Origin of the sequence: Acidovorax sp., assembly GCF_046341535.1 — a bacterium.
In the GTDB taxonomy this organism is placed as follows: Bacteria; Pseudomonadota; Gammaproteobacteria; order Burkholderiales; family Burkholderiaceae_C; genus Acidovorax.
Window position 1 is genome coordinate 1 of record NZ_JBKDRI010000078.1, and the last position, 15,625, is coordinate 15,625.

The window sequence follows — 15,625 nt, forward strand, 5'->3', positions numbered from 1 at the left end:
GCCCAGCGCATCGAGCTTGGCCAGCCGCGTGTTGTCGGCAAAGAGATCGTGTTTGATGGCGCTGCGGGTTGGCGGGGAAGGCATCGGCTAGGCTTTCGTTTTGTCTTCGGCGTTTGAGGTGGGGGGTTTTTAGAGGTTCCCCACAGTCTTTCCATGCTACGCCAGCAGGGCGCAAGCGGCGGCTGCGCATGTGAAGGCAACCATGGCCTCAGCGCCAGGCAAGGTGGACCGCCGCAGGGTTTCGGAGCTTCGGGGCTTCAGAGCTTCAGGCGCGCTCGGGCTGCTTCATATTCCGCACGGAACCTGGCCACCAGCTCAGCGGTGCTCGCCACCGCATCGATGGCGCCAATGCCCTGACCACAGCCCCAAATGTCCTTCCAGGCCTTCTTGGCGTCGCCGCCAAAATTCATCGCGCTGGGGTCGGACTCGGGCAGGTTTTCGGGGTCCATGCCCGCCGCTCGGATCGAAGGGGCCAGGTAATTGCCGTGCACGCCGGTGAACAGGTTGCTGTAGATGATGTCGTCAGAGTTGCAGTCCACGATGGCCTGCTTGTAGGCGTCGCTGGCACGTGCTTCGTGCGTGGCAATAAACGCCGAGCCGATGTAGGCAAAGTCTGCACCCATCGCCTGCGCAGCCAGCACGGCCCCGCCGCTGGCGATGGAGCCACTCAATGCGAGCGGGCCGTCAAACCACTGGCGGATTTCCTGGATCAGGGCAAACGGGCTCTTGGTGCCTGCATGGCCACCCGCCCCGGCGGCCACAGCGATCAGGCCGTCAGCGCCCTTGTCGATGGCCTTGTGCGCGAACTTGTTGTTGATGATGTCGTGCAGCACCACGCCGCCCCAGTCGTGCACGGCACGGTTCACGTCCTCGCGAGCGCCCAGGGACGTGATGATGATGGGCACCTTGTACTTGGCGCAGACCTGCATGTCATGTTCCAGCCGGTCATTGCTCTTGTGCACGATCTGGTTGATGGCAAAGGGGGCTGCGGGCCGGTCGGGGTGGGCCTGGTTGTAGGCTGCCAGGGTTTCGGTGATCTCGGCCAGCCACTCATCGAGCATCGCGACGGGCCGCGCGTTCAATGCGGGCATGGAGCCAACCACGCCCGACTTGCACTGCTCGATGACGAGTTGGGGGTTGCTGATGATGAACAACGGCGCGCCAATGATGGGAGGCGACAGGTTTTGGAGGACGGGGGGCAAATGGGACATGGCAACGGCTTCCAGGAAAAATTTGTTAATCAAAATGCCCGCTTACGCCTATCGCGAAAGACTTTAAAGCTATTATTTTTATAGCAAACAACCGCCAGCCGCAATGACCTTGTGCCACACCGCTCCCTCTGCAACGGGGCGCGTTCAGAACGCTTCCAGCGCCAGTTCGGTCACGCTGGCAGCGCCTTGCACGATGCTGTCGCGCAGACCCGGGGCCTTCACCAGGATGTGGTCGGCGTAAAACTGTGCGGTTGTGATTTTTGCCTGCATGAACGCGGTGTCCTGTCCCTTGTGCAACAGGTCCTGGGCCACGAGGAGGCTGCGGGCCAGTTGCCAGCCTGCCACCACGTTACCCGCCAGCATCAGGTACGGCACGCTGCCCGCAAACACTGCGTTGGGCTGGGCCTTGGTATTGGCAGCCACAAAGTCGATCACATCCAGCAGCGCCTTGCGCGCCGCTGTCAGTCGCTGGGCCACGGCCTGCGCGGCGGGCGTACCGCTGGTCAGCAGGTCGGCCTCTGTCTTCTCGATCTGCGCGGCAACGCCCTTGGCCACTTGGCCGCCGTCGCGTGCCGTTTTGCGGCCCACCAGGTCGTTGGCCTGGATGGCGGTGGTGCCTTCGTAGATGGTGAGAATTTTGGCGTCACGGTAGTACTGTGCCGCCCCGGTTTCCTCGATGAAACCCATGCCGCCATGCACCTGCACGCCCAGGCTGGTCACTTCCAGGCTGGTTTCGGTGCTGTAGCCCTTGACCAGCGGCACCATGAATTCGTAGAACGCCTGATGCTGCTTGCGCGTTTCGGCATCGGGGTGGTGGTGCGCGGCATCAAACGCGGCAGCCGCCACGGTGGCCATGGCGCGGCAACCCTCGACCGTGGCGCGCATGGTCATGAGCATGCGCCTGACGTCGGGATGGTGAATGATGGCAGCGCTGGCGTTGATGCTGCCATCCACGGGGCGGCTTTGCACGCGGTCTTTCGCGTACTGCACGGCTTTTTGATAGGCGCGCTCCGAGATCGCGATGCCCTGGATTCCCACCGCGTATCGGGCAGCGTTCATCATGATGAACATGTATTCGAGGCCACGGTTTTCCTCGCCCACCAGGTAGCCCACCGCACCGGGTCCGGCGCTGTCTGCAATGCTCGCCGCCGTGCCATCACCAAACTGCAGTACGGCCGTGGGCGATGCCTTGATGCCCAGCTTGTGCTCGATGCTCACGCAGTGCACGTCGTTGCGCGCGCCCAGGCTGCCGTCGTCGCCCACCATGAACTTGGGCACCACAAACAGGCTGATGCCCTTGACGCCCTCGGGCGCACCCTGCACGCGCGCCAACACCAGGTGGATGATGTTCTCGGCCATGTCATGCTCACCGTAGGTGATGTAGATCTTGGTGCCGAAAATTTTGTAGGTGCCATCAGGCTGGGGTTCGGCGCGGGTGCGCACCAGCGCCAGATCGGAGCCCGCCTGGGGCTCGGTCAGGTTCATGGTGCCCGTCCACTGCCCGGTCACCAGCTTTTCAAGGTACTTGGCCTTGAGCGGGTCACTGCCCGCAGTGAGCAGCGCCTCGATCGCGCCGTCGGTCAGCAGCGGGCACAGCGCGAAACTCATGTTGGCGCTGTTGGTCATCTCGATGCAGGCTGCGCCAATCGTCTTGGGCAAGCCCTGGCCGCCGAACTCGGCCGGGTGCTGCAGCCCCTGCCAGCCACCGTCCGCGTACTGGCGAAAAGCCTCCTTGAAGCCGGGCGTGGTGGTGACCACGGCCGCGTTGAAGCTCGAAGGGTTCTTGTCGCCTTCCCAGTTGAGCGGCGCCAGCACGCCCTCGTTGAACCTGGCGCACTCTTGCAGCACGGCAGCGGCTGTGTCCAGGCCAGCATCTTCAAAGCCGGGAATCTGGGCGATCTGTTCCATGTGGGCCAGGTGCTCGATGGCGAACAGCATGTCCTTGACGGGGGCGGTGTAGCTCATGGGTGTCTCCGAGAAAGCGACATTTGTTCAAAAAAAAGGCATCGCGAGCGATGCCTGAGTGCAAGCCTCGGGGCTTCAAAGCGCCTTGACCAGTTCCGGCACGGCGGCAAACAGATCCGCTTCGAGCCCATAGTCGGCCACGCTGAAAATCGGCGCCTCGGCATCCTTGTTGATGGCCACGATCACCTTGGAGTCCTTCATGCCCGCCAGATGCTGAATCGCGCCCGAGATTCCGGCAGCCACATACAACTGAGGTGCCACGATCTTGCCGGTCTGGCCCACTTGCCAGTCGTTGGGGGCGTAGCCGGCGTCCACCGCGGCGCGGCTGGCGCCCAGGGCTGCGCCCAGCTTGTCGGCCAGCGGGGTCATGACTTCGTCGAATTTTTCCTTGCTGCCCAGCGCCCGGCCACCGGAGACGATGATCTTGGCGGCGGTCAGCTCGGGCCGATCGCTCTTGGCGATTTCGCTACCGACGAAGCTGCTCTTGCCGGCATCGGCGATGGCAGCGGCGGTTTCAACGGGTGCGTTGCCAGCCGAGGCAGCCGCGGCGTCAAAGCCGGTGGTGCGCACGGTGATGACCTTGATGCTGTCTGCGCTTTGCACGGTGGCAATGGCGTTGCCGGCGTAGATGGGGCGCTCGAAAGTGTCGGCGCTCACCACCTTGGTGATGTCGCTGATCTGGGCAACATCCAGCTTGGCCGCCACGCGGGGGGCCACGTTCTTGCCGCTGGCAGTCGCGGGGAACAGGATGTGGCTGTAGTTGCTGGCAATGGCCAGGACTTGCGCCGCGACATTCTCGGCCAGGCCGTGGGCCAGTCCGGATGCGTCGGCGTGGATGACTTTGGCAACGCCAGCGATCTGGGCGGCGGCTTGTGCGGCGGCACCGGCGTTGTGGCCAGCGACGAGCACGTGCACGTCGCCACCGCAGGCTGCGGCTGCCGTGACGGTGTTCAGGGTTGCGCCCTTGATGGACGCGTTGTCGTGTTCAGCAATAACGAGAGTTGTCATGACAGTCGTCTTTCTCTTGAATCTTGGAAGGTGTCTGCATTCACCGTGGTCGTCGATCAACCGGGGCCGATGCGCGAGACACCGAGGAAGGGCCGCCCCGCACCGAGGGTGTCGTCCCCCTGGGGGGAAGGCGCGAAGCGACTCAGGGGGGTCAAATGACTTTCGCTTCGTTCTTGAGCTTCTCGACCAAGGCAGCCACATCGGCCACCTTGATGCCCGCGCCACGCTTGGCTGGCTCCTGCACTTTGAGCGTCTTGAGGCGGGGGGCCACGTCCACACCGAGGTCTTCGGGCTTGAAGGTGTCCATCTGCTTTTTCTTGGCCTTCATGATGTTGGGCAAGGTGACGTAGCGGGGCTCGTTCAGGCGCAAGTCGGTGGTGATGACGGCGGGCAGGCTCAATGCCAGGGTTTCCAGGCCGCCATCGACTTCGCGGGTCACGGTGACCTTGTCCGTGGCAAGCTCCACCTTGCTGGCAAAAGTGGCCTGGGGCAGGTCCGCCAGGGCTGCGAGCATCTGGCCGGTCTGGTTGGCGTCGTCATCGATGGCTTGCTTGCCCAGGATGATGAGCTGGGGCTGTTCCTTGTCGACCAGGGCCTTCAAAATCTTGGCCACTGCCAGGGGCTGGAGCTCCACATCCGTTTCCACCAGGATGGCCCGGTCGGCACCAATCGCCATGGCGGTGCGCAGCGTTTCCTGACACTGGGCTACGCCGCAGGACACCGCAATGACTTCGGTCACCAGACCTTTTTCCTTCAGGCGCACGGCCTCTTCGACGGCAATTTCGTCAAAGGGGTTCATGCTCATCTTCACGTTGGCGATATCCACACCGCTGTTGTCCGACTTGACACGGACCTTCACGTTGTAGTCCACCACGCGCTTGACGGGGACCAAAACCTTCATGGCTGCGACTCCTAAAGTTGGTTGAACCAAAGTTGGTTGAATTGACGTTTACGTAAACTGGAACATTCTATGTCGCACGGCACCCGGCAGGCCATCAACGCAGAACGCTTATCGCGCAGAAAAAAAGAACGGTCGTGCTTTTCGTGAATTATAGGCCAGCAGCGTGACCTTGCGTACATGCCCCCGGGGAATACGGGGCGAGCATCCTCTGGGGGTGCGATGCCGCGCCAGGTGCCGGTGAGCCAGGGGCCGCAGCGCCACAGCCCATCTGCGCCACCTGGGGGGGCGGACCTGCCGGCGCGTCAGGGGGTAAGCCCCCGCGGGGGCGACGGCGCGCGCTGCACTGCTGATGCGCCCGAGGCACGCGCTGCGGTGGGCGATTCTGCGGCCTGCAAATGCACCACGCGCTGTGGAAACGGCACCTCCACATGATGCTCGCGCAGAGCGCGAAGGATGGCCAGGTTGACCTCTGAGCGCAGTCCGAGCGTGCCGCTTTCAGGATCGGTAATCCAGAAACCCACCGTGAACTCTAGACCATCTGCCCCGAAGGCCGACAACGCAACCGTTGGCGCAGGATCGCGCAGCACGCGGGGGCTGACCAATGCCGCCTCGCCCAGCAGGCGCACCACCAGATCGACATCCGAGTCATAGGCCACACTGACCACCGTGGACAGCCACACTTTGGGATCCGAGAGCGAAAGATTTTCCACCCGCTGTGTGATCAGCAGTTCGTTGGGCACGATGGATTCGCGACCGGAGAGCGAATGGATCACGGTGTAGCGTGCGTTGATCTGGGTGATGCGGCCTTCGAACGCGTCCAGCTTGACGTTATCGCCGATGCGCATGCTGCGCTCGGCCAGGATCACAAACCCGCTGACATAGTTGGCGGCCACCTTCTGCAGACCAAAGCCGATACCCACGCCCACGGCACCGCCCAGCACCGACAGTGCCGTGAGGTCGATACCCACGGCCGACAAGGCCATGATGAGCCCGATGAACACCAGGACCGCCCGCAAGGCGTTGCTGATGACCTTGCGCAATGACAGCTCGCTGCCGGTGGCCTCACGCAGCAGCCGCGCCTCGATGGCGGCAGAGATCCACAGGGCGACCAGCAGCACCGCGCCGGCCGTGACGGCACCCTCGATCATGGTGCGCACCGACAGGGTTGATGCGCCCACCTTCCAGCGGATCTCGTCCAGTTCCTGCAATACCAGCGGCAGCAGCCCGGTGATCCAAAGCGCCATGCCCATCCAGACCACCCACGAAATGCTGCGCTCGATCGGCCGCACCCAGGCCGATTGTGAAAACGCCACCTGCAGCACCTTGACGCCAATGCGGATCACCACCAGCGACAAGAGGACCGGTATGGCCACCTTGAACGCCGCCAGTGGAATCCAATGCTGCGCCAGCGTGCGCGCGAGGTACCCAAAGCAAAGCAGTACCAGCGGGAACAGCGCGCCGTCGACCACCCGTAACCCGAACCAGATGGAGCGCGGATCCTTGCTGTGAGCGCCCTGACGCAGCCCCCACACGAACGTCCACGCGGCGGCCACGCACAGCGCGAGCAGGGCCAGTTCGATCAACACGGTTGGCCGCGCAAAGGCCCGCATCCAGCTGTCCAGGTCGGTGACCATCACCAGCGCTTTGGTGGCAGTATCGGCGGCCATCAGTGCTTCCAATCCGGTTGGCGTTTTTCGGAAAAGGCCCGCGCACCTTCCTGCGCTGCAGCGTCCATCATGTTGACCGCCATGGCCTGCCCCGCCAGCTGGTAGGCCGCGTCCAGGCCCAGTTCGCGCTGCTGGTACACCAGCGCCTTGCCCATGGCCACCGCCACACGCGGCTTCTCAACGATGGACGCCACCAGTTTTGCCACCTCGGCGTCCAGCAGGTCCGCTGGCACCACCCGGTTGACCAGGCCTTGCGCCAGCGCCGTCGGTGCGTCGATGAAGTCGCCCGTCACCAGCATCTCCACGGCGCGCTTGAGCGGCACATTGCGCACCAGGGGGACGCTGGGCGTGGCGCAAAACAGCCCGTAGTGGATGCCGCTGGTCGCAAACGTGGCGCTGTCGGCCGCCACGGCCAGATCGCACTGCGCCATCAGCTGGCAGCCGGCAGCCGTCGCCATGCCTTGCACGCGGGCAATCACGGGCACCGGCAGCCTGACGATCGCCAGCATGACCTTGCTGCACTGCGCAAACAGCGCCTGGTACCAGGCCAGGTCCGGATGCGCGGCCATGTCCTTGAGGTTGTGGCCAGCGCAGAACGCCTTGCCATGGGCCGCCAGCACAACCGCCCTTGCCGATTCGTCCTGGGCCACGCTGGCAAGCGCCTGCTGCAAGGCGCTCAGCATGTCGCTGCCGAGGGCGTTGAAGCGGCCCGGGTCGTTCAAGGTGAGTGTCCACACGCCCCGCGCATCTCGCGCAACGTGCAGCAGGTCGGTGCTAGTGGGATGGGTCATGGGTCAATCTCCTGGGGAATCTCTGCAAACCCCTCGCGAGGATGCGCTGGCGTGGATCGGGACAGGCCCCAAGGCGTTTTTCGCAGCCCATAGCCGCGCCAGGGGCAAGAAAAGCAACGCGGTGAGCTGCCCGGCCCGCGCCAGCGCAGCCCGCAGGGACGGGTGCAGAGGTTCCCTTGGGGAGCCTGTTGCCCCCACCCGCGGAGGCAGGCACACCTGCACGCGACAACGGCCATGCAGGGGAGCGCGGCCGCGCACGGCTTGGGCAACGATCACACATCAGCCAGTACGCGCAGATGCGCTTCCACGCTGCGCGCCAGCGGCGACATGACGTAGCCGCCCTCCAGGCAGGACACGATGCGCCCCTTCGAGAACCGGCGGGCTATGTCTTTGATGCGCTGTGTGATCCAGGCGTAATCCTGCTCGGTCAGCCCCAGCTGGCCCATGTCGTCCTCGCGGTGACCGTCAAAGCCGGCGCTAACAAAGATCATCTCGGGCTTGAAGGCCTCCAGGCGGGGAATCCACATGGTCTCGATGATCTCGCGGATGTCCGGGCCGCGGGTGTATGCCGCCACCGGCACGTTCAGCATGTTGGGCGCAGGGTCGCGGTCGCCGCTGTAGGGGTAAAAGGGATGCTGGAAGATCCCGACCATCAGCGCGCGCGGATCGTTGGCCAGAATGTCTTCCGTGCCGTTGCCATGGTGCACGTCAAAGTCCACCACGGCCACACGCTGGAGGTTGTAGCGCTGCAGCGCGTACTTGGCGGCCACGGCGACGTTGTTGAAGAAACAAAAACCCATGGCCTTGCCGCGGCAGGCGTGGTGACCCGGCGGACGCACGGCGCAAAAGGCGTTTTCGATTTCGCCCGCCATCACCGCATCGGTGGCGGCCAGCGCGGCGCCCGCTGCGCGCAATGAGGCATCCCAGGTGTGGGCGTTGATGGAGGTGTCGGGGTCGATCTGCGCGTACTGGGGGCCACCGGCCAACAGCTCTTCGTTGAGCCGATCGGACATCCCGCGCATGGCCGCCACGTGCATGCGATCATGCGCCAGCTCGATGTCGGCGAGCGCCGCTTGCGGGGCCTCGTAGCGCGTAAGCGCATCAGCAACGCCGGTGATCAGCAACCGGTCTTCGATAGCATCGAGTCTTTCGGGGCACTCTGGGTGCCCGGGGCCCATTTCGTGTTTCCAGCAATCCCGATGGGTGAAATAGCCCGTTCCGCTCACAGTCTTATCCCCACGTATCGCATTTTTCCCGGTTTTTCGGATAACGTCACGCCATGAACGCACAGCACAAAATCAAATCGCTCTTAGACCAGCTTAACACGGTGATTGTGGGTAAAACGTCCCAGGTCCAGGACTGCGTAGCCTGCCTGCTGGCGGGCGGACACCTGCTGATCGAAGACGTTCCCGGCGTGGGCAAAACCACCCTGGCGCACGCGCTGTCGCGCACCTTTGGCCTGCAATTCTCGAGGGTGCAGTTCACGGCCGACCTCATGCCCAGCGACCTCACCGGCGTGTCGGTGTACGAGCGCGGCAAGGAATCCTTTGTGTTCCACCCCGGCCCTGTGTTCGCCCAGGTGCTGCTGGCCGACGAGATCAACCGCGCCAGCCCCAAGACCCAAAGCGCGCTGCTCGAGGCCATGGAAGAAAGGCAGGTGTCGGTGGAAGGCGAGACACGCGCACTGCCGCACCCCTTCTTCGTGATTGCCACGCAAAACCCGCATGACCAGCTGGGCACGTTTGCACTGCCTGAGTCGCAGCTCGATCGATTCCTGATGCGAATTTCCATCGGTTACCCCGACCGGGCGGCCGAGCGCATGCTGCTGGCCGGTGCCGACCGCCGCGACATGGTTGGCAGCATGCTGCCCCTGCTGTCCGATGACGAGTTGATGCAGTTGCAGCGCGAGGTGGTGGCCATCCACACGGCCGAGCCGCTGCTCAACTACGTGCAGGACCTGATCGCCGCCACGCGCTCGGGCCGCTGGTTTTTGCAGGGGCTGTCGCCGCGGGCAGGCATTGCGCTGGTGCGCGCGGCCAAGGCCCAGGCGCTGATCAGCGGGCGCGACTACGTGGCCCCCGACGATGTGCAGGCCATCCTGCCGCAGACCATCGCCCACCGCCTGGTACCAGTGGGCGATGCCGGGCGAGGTGCCGTGGAACAGGTGCGGGCCATGGTGGACGCCGTGCCACTTCCCTGATGCAAGCCGCACCGTGACGAACGCGATCAGTACACCCAGCGCATCCGGCGTGGGCGCCATGGCTCCCTGGACAGCCGTTCGCCGCCGTTTTCAACGCTGGTGGGAGGCACGCCTGCCCTTGAGCGACACCCTCACGCTCACGCAGCGCAATGTCTACATCCTGCCCACTGCATCGGGATGGATGCTTGCGCTCACGTTGTTGGTGCTGCTGGTCGCGTCCATCAACTACCAGCTCAATCTTGGCTACCTGCTCACCTTTTTGCTGGCGGGTAGCGCCGTGGTGGGCATGCATATCTGCCATGCCAACCTGCGCGGCCTGACGCTGCACCTGAACGCGCCCGAACCGCAGTTTCTGGGCAGCGCCGCGGCGATTGAGGTACAGCTCTCCAGCGACCGCACCAGCGCCCGCTACGGCGTGGGGATGTCGGTGCATGGCGACGGCAGCGAAGCCCACCACTGGGTCTGGTCCGATGTGCCCGCGCAAGGCACTGCCACGGTGCAGATCGCCTTTCGGCCCCTGCGGCGCGGGCTGCATCGCATCCCTACCCTCACGGCTGAAACGCGCTTCCCGCTGGGCACGTTTCGCGTGTGGACTTACTGGCGCCCCGCAGCCCAGGTGCTGGTGTACCCCACGCCGGAAACTCCGGCTCCGCCCCTGCCCGCAGGCGTGCCGCGCGGCGGCGGCACGGGCAGCGCGCAGTCGCAGGGCATGAACGAGTTCGATGGCGTGCGCGCATACCGCCGCGGCGATCCGCTCAAGCTGGTGGTCTGGAAGAAGGCGGCCAAGTCGCTGGGCACCGGCACTGACGATCTGGTCAGCCGCGACGCGCAGCAGGCGCAGCGGCATGAACTGTGGCTGGACATCAACCTGGCCGCCGTGCCCAACCCCGAAGCCCGCATCTCGCGCCTGACGGCCTGGGTGCTGCAGGCCGACCGGCTGGGGCTGGACTACGGTCTGCGCGTGGCAGGCACCGAGATCGCCCCCGACACGGGCGCAGCCCACCGGCGGCGTTGCCTGGAAACCCTGGCGCTGCTGTGAACGAACCTGGCACCAAAATATGAACCAAAAAACCCTGCCACGCACGTCCGCCAATCCCTGATAGCTATTACTTTTATAGCAACTCGCACCCCTAGCCACGCCACCCGATGACCCTGCGCCAAACACTCGCATCCCTGCCCCGCGACGCGCGCGACACCCTGTTTTTGCTGTTCGTGATCGTGTGGGTGATCGCGCCGCAGGTCGGCACCCTGCCGGTGTGGGCCACGCTGATGGTCGCCAGCCTGATGCTGTGGCGGGGCTGGCTGGCGTGGAGCGGCCAGCCATTGCCCAGCCGCTGGACGCTTTTGTTATTGCTGGGGGTTGCAGTGGCGGGCACGCTGTTCACGCACCGCACCATCCTCGGGCGCGATGCGGGGGTCACGCTCATCGTGATGCTGCTGACGCTCAAGATGCTGGAGCTGCGCGCCCGCCGCGATGCCATGGTGGTGTTCTTCCTGAGCTTTTTCACCATGCTCAGCAACTTCTTTTATTCGCAGTCGCTGCTGACCGCAGCCGCCATGCTGGTGGCGCTGCTGGGCTTGCTCACAGCGCTGGTCAATGCCCACATGCCGGTAGGCCGTCCGCCCCTGGCGCAGTCGCTGCGCACGGCGGTGCGCATGGCGCTTCTGGGCGCGCCCATCATGGCTGCACTGTTCATGCTGTTTCCCCGCATGGCCCCGCTGTGGGGCGTGCCTGGCGACGCCATGGCCGGGCGCAGCGGACTCTCGGGGGTGATGAAGATTGGCAGCGTGGCGCAAATGGCGCTGGACGATGGTGTGGCCATGCGCATCCGGTTCGAGACGCCCGGCGGCGAACCCCCGCCCCAACGCGATCTTTATTTCCGCGGCCCGGTGTTTGGATCATTCGATGGCGCCGAGTGGCTGCCGATGTCCGACCAGGCCGGGGAGATCATTGCCGCCAGGCCCACCCCGCCCGCCAACCTGCGCACCCAGGGCGAACCACTGCGTTACGAAGTCGTTCTGGAGCCCCACAAGCATCCCTGGCTGCTGCTACTGGACGCTGCGCCCGACAAACCCGAAATTGCCAACGTCGGCACGTTCATGACGCAGGAATTGCAGTGGCTGGCGATGCGTCCGATCACCGATGTTGTGCGCTACAGCGCCACCAGCTACCCGCGATTCGCGCACGGCCCGGTGGCCATGACGCCCGCGCTGCGGGCTTACACCGAACTGCCCGCGGGATTTAACCCGCGCACACTGGCACTGGCCCAGCAAATGCGCAACGACCCGCGCATTGCGCCCGACCCCTCGCGGGACAACTCCCCCGCCCTCGTCGAGGCAGTGCTCGCACGGCTGCGCACCGGCGGCTTCGTGTACACGCTCGACCCGGGCGTGTACGGGCAACACACGGCCGATGAGTTCTGGTTTGACCGCAAGGAAGGCTTTTGCGAACACATCGCCTCGGCGTTCGTCGTGCTGATGCGCGCCATGGACATCCCGGCGCGCATCGTCACCGGCTATCAGGGCGGGGAACGCAATCCGGTGGACTCGCTGTGGACAGTACGCCAGAGCGACGCCCACGCCTGGACCGAGGTATGGATGCCCGCAAAAGGATGGGTGCGCGTGGACCCCACCAGCGCCGTTTCACCCGGGCGCACCGGGGCTTCCCAGCGCCTGCAAGCACCGCGCGGCGCATTCGCCAACGCCGTAGGCGCGCTGAGTCCAGACCTTGTGCAGAACATGCGCGCCGTATGGGAGGCCGTCAACAGCCGCTGGAATCAGTGGGTGCTCAATTACACCCAGTCGCGGCAGATGGATCTGCTCAAGGCGCTCGGGTTCCAGTCGCCCAGTTGGCAAGACCTGACCATGGTGCTGGGGATCATCGTGCTGACCTTTGCACTGGGGGGCGTGGGATGGAGCCTGTGGGAGCGCAGCCAGCACGACCCGTGGCTGCGCTTGCTGGACCGATCACGCCGACGCCTGGCAATGGCGGGCCTGCCCTTGCCGGACCACCTTCCGCCGCGGTCGATGGCGCAGCGCATACAGGCGCAGTTTGGAGCGCAAGGAGCCGCCGTGGCCGACTGGCTGCTGCGCCTGGAGCGTCTGCGCTATGCGCCCACCGCGCAGTCAGACCGCACAGCGCTGACCGACCTGCGGCGCGAGTACCGCGCCCTGCGCTGGCCTCAGGCCCCCAGCAACGCAAACGCGGCTGCCGCGGGGCAAGCCCGTCGGCACGCCAGCAACGCCTAGGGAAGACCATGCACACAGCAGCATCCCGGCTTGCGGCCGCTATCTTTATGATAGCTACAACCATAGTAGCAGCAGGCGCAACTGCGCAAAATAAACCAAAATCTTCCAAGCCCGCAGCCCACCGGCCAGCGACCGGCCACGGGGCCGCCCATCCCAAGGCACCGGTGCTCTACGCGTCGCGTCCGCAGGCGCTGCAGTTTGCAGACGACGTGGCCGCCCGCCGCGACCTGGACCGCGAATGGGTTCGCCAGACCATCGGGCAGGCACGGTTTCTGCCGCAGGTGCCGCGGCTCATGCTGCCCCCCGCCAAAGGCACTGCCAAGAACTGGCGCGCCTATCGAGGCCGGTTCATCGACCCGATCCGCATCCGCGCCGGTCTGCGCTTTTGGCAAGAGAACCAGGCGACGCTGGAGCGCGCTGAGCGCGAGTACGGGGTACCGGTGGAGATCATCGTCGGCATCATCGGCGTGGAAACCATCTACGGCCAGCAGATGGGAACCTTCCGTGTGATGGATGCGCTGGCGACGCTGGCATTTGACTTTCCTGCCGCGCACCCCCGCGCGCCAGAGCGCACGGAATTCTTCCGGCGCGAGCTCGAGCAGTTCTTGAGCCTGTCCCAGCGCAGTGGTGCCGATCCGTTCGAAGCGCGCGGCAGCTATGCCGGGGCCATGGGGCTGGGCCAGTTCATGCCATCGAGCTGGGTGCGCTACGCAATCGACTTCGACGGCGATGGCCGGGTGGATCTTTTCAAAAGCGCGCCGGACGCCATCGGCTCGGTGGCGAACTACTTTCGCGGACACGGCTGGACACCGGGCATGCCCACGCACTTTGCCGTGCAGTTTGACGCGAGCAGGCTGCAGCTGGATGACCTGCTGGTCCCCGACATTTTGCCCACCTTCAGTGCGGCCAGCATGCAGGCCAAGGGCGCCGTGCTGGATGCCGCTGGCGCGCAGCACGCCGGACTGCTGGCGCTGGTGGAGCTGCAAAACGGCGCAGAGCCTCCAAACTATGTGGCAGGCACCGAGAACTTCTACGCCATCACGCGCTACAACTGGTCAAGCTATTACGCCATGGCCGTCATCGAGCTGGGGCGCGAAGTCGCTGCTGCGCGCCGCAGCCCGTGACGGCAGCCGCCCCAGGGGCCAAGCGGTCGATCAGGAGGGCCGCTGCATGTTGCAGCTGTGCGGCTGCTGCGCCTTGGCCGCCGGGATCTGACGCACCACGCGAAACCCATAGCCCGAGCCTTCCACATCAAACTTGACTCCGGGCGCGCCCTTCTTGTCCATCACGCCGACCGCCAGCGCCTGCTGGAACTGGTGATCGCCCGCACGCATGCTGCCGCCCTGCCCGGCAAGTTGCACGCTGGCGTTCTCCATCTGGCGCGCGATTGCCAGCGTGTCGGTGCTGGCGGCACGTTCAATCGACTGAGCCAGGGCCTCGACCATCAGTTGCATGCGCATGTGCACATAGTCGTCCTGCGGCTTGGGAAAACGCGCACGGAATGACTGGTAGAACGCCTCGCTTTGCGCGCCCGGCACGTTGGGCAGCCAGTCGGCCACGGCAAACACCTTGCCAATGCCCGCGTCGCCCATGGCCGCCGGGGCCCCCAGCGCATTGCCATAGAAGGTGTAGAAACTGCCTTCGTAGCCCACTTCGCGCGACGCCTTCACCAGCAAGGTCAGATCGTTGCCCCAGTTGCCCGTGACCACCGCCTGCGCGCCGCTGGCCTTGATCTTGACCGCGTAGGGAGCGAAATCCTTCACGCGGCCAATGGGGTGCAGTTCTTCGCCCACCACAGCCACATCGGGGCGCTGGGCCGCAAGCTGCTTTTTCGCCTCGCGCAGCACGGCGTGGCCAAAACTGTAGTCCTGCCCAATCAGGTACACCTGCTTGAGCGCCTTGTCCTCGCGCATCACCTCCATCAGAGCGGCCATGCGCATATCGGCATGCGCATCAAAGCGAAAGTGCCAGAAGCTGCACTTTTCGTTGGTGAGGATCGGATCGACAGCCGAGTAGTTCAGAAAGAGCACGCGCTTGCCGGGCTCGCGCTCGTTGTGCTTGTTGATGGCGTCGATCAGCACCGCTGCCGTGGCCGACGAGTTGCCCTGCAAGACAACCTGCGCGCCATCGTCGATGGCTGCGCGCAGCGCCGACAGAGCCTCTTCGTTTTGCCCCTTGCTGTCGTAGCGCTCCAGCGCCAGCGGGCGCGGGCCACCGGCCGACGCCGGCAATTGCACGCCACCGCGCGCGTTCACGCGCTCCAGTGCCCAAAAGACATTGCGGTACACCGCCTCGCCCGTGTTGGCGAATGCGCCGGACAGGCTTTCAATGAGCGCGATTTTCACGGGTCGGGCCTGCGTTGCAGGCAATGCCGTCGAGGTAGCAGGGGCGGCCACCTGGGCCCAGACTGCCGGGGCAGGCAGCACAAGGGCCAGAGCCGCGCAGACGCCGCAAGCGGCCGGACCTAGGAGCCTGTCGGACTTGGAAATCGTCGGCTGCAAATCGACCGCAGCGGTCCATTTTTCACCGCCTTTTTGCCCCATAGCTCGGCTATGGGGCTGCAAATTCGGCAAAACCTGTCCTCGCTGGGGCCGATTTTCGCTTTCGACGCTCCAAGTCCGACAGGCTCCTAG

Annotated in this window: 12 protein-coding genes; 4 read left to right on the forward strand and 8 right to left on the reverse strand. The window is 64.9% G+C overall.

The window, feature by feature from the left end:
* Positions 1-257 precede the first annotated feature (257 nt).
* The 7 genes from ACK543_RS05205 to ACK543_RS05235 all read right to left on the reverse strand — a co-directional run bounded on the left by ACK543_RS05205 (position 258) and on the right by ACK543_RS05235 (position 8,721).
* The gene (locus tag ACK543_RS05205; RefSeq protein ID WP_409941789.1) at positions 258-1,211 is read right to left on the reverse strand and encodes an NAD(P)H-dependent flavin oxidoreductase; all 954 of its coding nucleotides are present in this window, start codon (positions 1,209-1,211) and stop codon (positions 258-260) included.
* A gap of 144 nt (positions 1,212-1,355) precedes the next feature.
* Complete coding sequence (locus ACK543_RS05210; RefSeq protein WP_409941790.1) at positions 1,356-3,176, reverse strand: acyl-CoA dehydrogenase; 1,821 nt, start codon at positions 3,174-3,176, stop codon at positions 1,356-1,358.
* A gap of 75 nt (positions 3,177-3,251) precedes the next feature.
* Positions 3,252-4,184, reverse strand: coding sequence for an electron transfer flavoprotein subunit alpha/FixB family protein (locus tag ACK543_RS05215; RefSeq protein WP_409941791.1), 933 nt, complete (start codon positions 4,182-4,184; stop codon positions 3,252-3,254).
* 151 nt (positions 4,185-4,335) lie between these two features.
* Positions 4,336-5,085, reverse strand: coding sequence for an electron transfer flavoprotein subunit beta/FixA family protein (locus tag ACK543_RS05220; RefSeq protein ID WP_409941792.1), 750 nt, complete (start codon positions 5,083-5,085; stop codon positions 4,336-4,338).
* Between the two features lie 302 nt (positions 5,086-5,387).
* A complete protein-coding gene (locus tag ACK543_RS05225; RefSeq protein WP_409941793.1) occupies positions 5,388-6,752 on the reverse strand; it encodes a mechanosensitive ion channel family protein in 1,365 nt (454 codons plus the stop codon).
* On the reverse strand, positions 6,752-7,543 hold the full coding sequence (locus tag ACK543_RS05230) for an enoyl-CoA hydratase (RefSeq protein WP_409941794.1): 792 nt from the start codon (positions 7,541-7,543) through the stop codon (positions 6,752-6,754). Before ACK543_RS05230 ends, ACK543_RS05225 begins: the two co-directional genes overlap by 1 nt.
* Positions 7,544-7,815: 272 nt before the next feature.
* Positions 7,816-8,721 carry a histone deacetylase family protein gene (locus ACK543_RS05235; protein WP_409941795.1) on the reverse strand — a complete coding sequence of 302 codons (906 nt, stop codon included), beginning with the start codon at positions 8,719-8,721 and terminating at the stop codon, positions 7,816-7,818.
* A gap of 101 nt (positions 8,722-8,822) precedes the next feature.
* Here ACK543_RS05235 and ACK543_RS05240 point away from each other — a divergent pair, with 101 nt between their 5' ends.
* The 4 genes from ACK543_RS05240 to mltB all read left to right on the forward strand — a co-directional run bounded on the left by ACK543_RS05240 (position 8,823) and on the right by mltB (position 14,116).
* On the forward strand, positions 8,823-9,743 hold the full coding sequence (locus tag ACK543_RS05240; protein WP_409941796.1) for an AAA family ATPase: 921 nt from the start codon (positions 8,823-8,825) through the stop codon (positions 9,741-9,743).
* A gap of 58 nt (positions 9,744-9,801) precedes the next feature.
* The gene (locus tag ACK543_RS05245) at positions 9,802-10,782 is read left to right on the forward strand and encodes a DUF58 domain-containing protein (protein ID WP_409941829.1); all 981 of its coding nucleotides are present in this window, start codon (positions 9,802-9,804) and stop codon (positions 10,780-10,782) included.
* A gap of 107 nt (positions 10,783-10,889) precedes the next feature.
* Positions 10,890-12,992, forward strand: coding sequence for a transglutaminaseTgpA domain-containing protein (locus ACK543_RS05250; RefSeq protein WP_409941797.1), 2,103 nt, complete (start codon positions 10,890-10,892; stop codon positions 12,990-12,992).
* 47 nt (positions 12,993-13,039) lie between these two features.
* The gene (gene mltB / locus ACK543_RS05255) at positions 13,040-14,116 is read left to right on the forward strand and encodes a lytic murein transglycosylase B (RefSeq protein WP_409941798.1); all 1,077 of its coding nucleotides are present in this window, start codon (positions 13,040-13,042) and stop codon (positions 14,114-14,116) included.
* A gap of 30 nt (positions 14,117-14,146) precedes the next feature.
* Here mltB and ACK543_RS05260 read toward each other — a convergent pair whose 3' ends face one another.
* Positions 14,147-15,535, reverse strand: coding sequence for a branched-chain amino acid ABC transporter substrate-binding protein (locus tag ACK543_RS05260; protein ID WP_409941799.1), 1,389 nt, complete (start codon positions 15,533-15,535; stop codon positions 14,147-14,149).
* Positions 15,536-15,625 lie beyond the last annotated feature (90 nt).

Bases quoted from the DNA above. Each gene is read 5' to 3' on its own strand.
- ACK543_RS05205 (WP_409941789.1), bottom strand. From the start codon at position 1,211: ATGTCCCATTTGCCCCCCGTCCTCCAAAACCTGTCGCCTCCCATCATT.
- ACK543_RS05210 (WP_409941790.1), bottom strand. From the start codon at position 3,176: ATGAGCTACACCGCCCCCGTCAAGGACATGCTGTTCGCCATCGAGCAC.
- ACK543_RS05215 (WP_409941791.1), bottom strand. From the start codon at position 4,184: ATGACAACTCTCGTTATTGCTGAACACGACAACGCGTCCATCAAGGGC.
- ACK543_RS05220 (WP_409941792.1), bottom strand. From the start codon at position 5,085: ATGAAGGTTTTGGTCCCCGTCAAGCGCGTGGTGGACTACAACGTGAAG.
- ACK543_RS05225 (WP_409941793.1), bottom strand. From the start codon at position 6,752: ATGGCCGCCGATACTGCCACCAAAGCGCTGGTGATGGTCACCGACCTG.
- ACK543_RS05230 (WP_409941794.1), bottom strand. From the start codon at position 7,543: ATGACCCATCCCACTAGCACCGACCTGCTGCACGTTGCGCGAGATGCG.
- ACK543_RS05235 (WP_409941795.1), bottom strand. From the start codon at position 8,721: ATGGGCCCCGGGCACCCAGAGTGCCCCGAAAGACTCGATGCTATCGAA.
- ACK543_RS05240 (WP_409941796.1), top strand. From the start codon at position 8,823: ATGAACGCACAGCACAAAATCAAATCGCTCTTAGACCAGCTTAACACG.
- ACK543_RS05245 (WP_409941829.1), top strand. From the start codon at position 9,802: ATGGCTCCCTGGACAGCCGTTCGCCGCCGTTTTCAACGCTGGTGGGAG.
- ACK543_RS05250 (WP_409941797.1), top strand. From the start codon at position 10,890: ATGACCCTGCGCCAAACACTCGCATCCCTGCCCCGCGACGCGCGCGAC.
- mltB (WP_409941798.1), top strand. From the start codon at position 13,040: ATGATAGCTACAACCATAGTAGCAGCAGGCGCAACTGCGCAAAATAAA.
- ACK543_RS05260 (WP_409941799.1), bottom strand. From the start codon at position 15,535: ATGGGGCAAAAAGGCGGTGAAAAATGGACCGCTGCGGTCGATTTGCAG.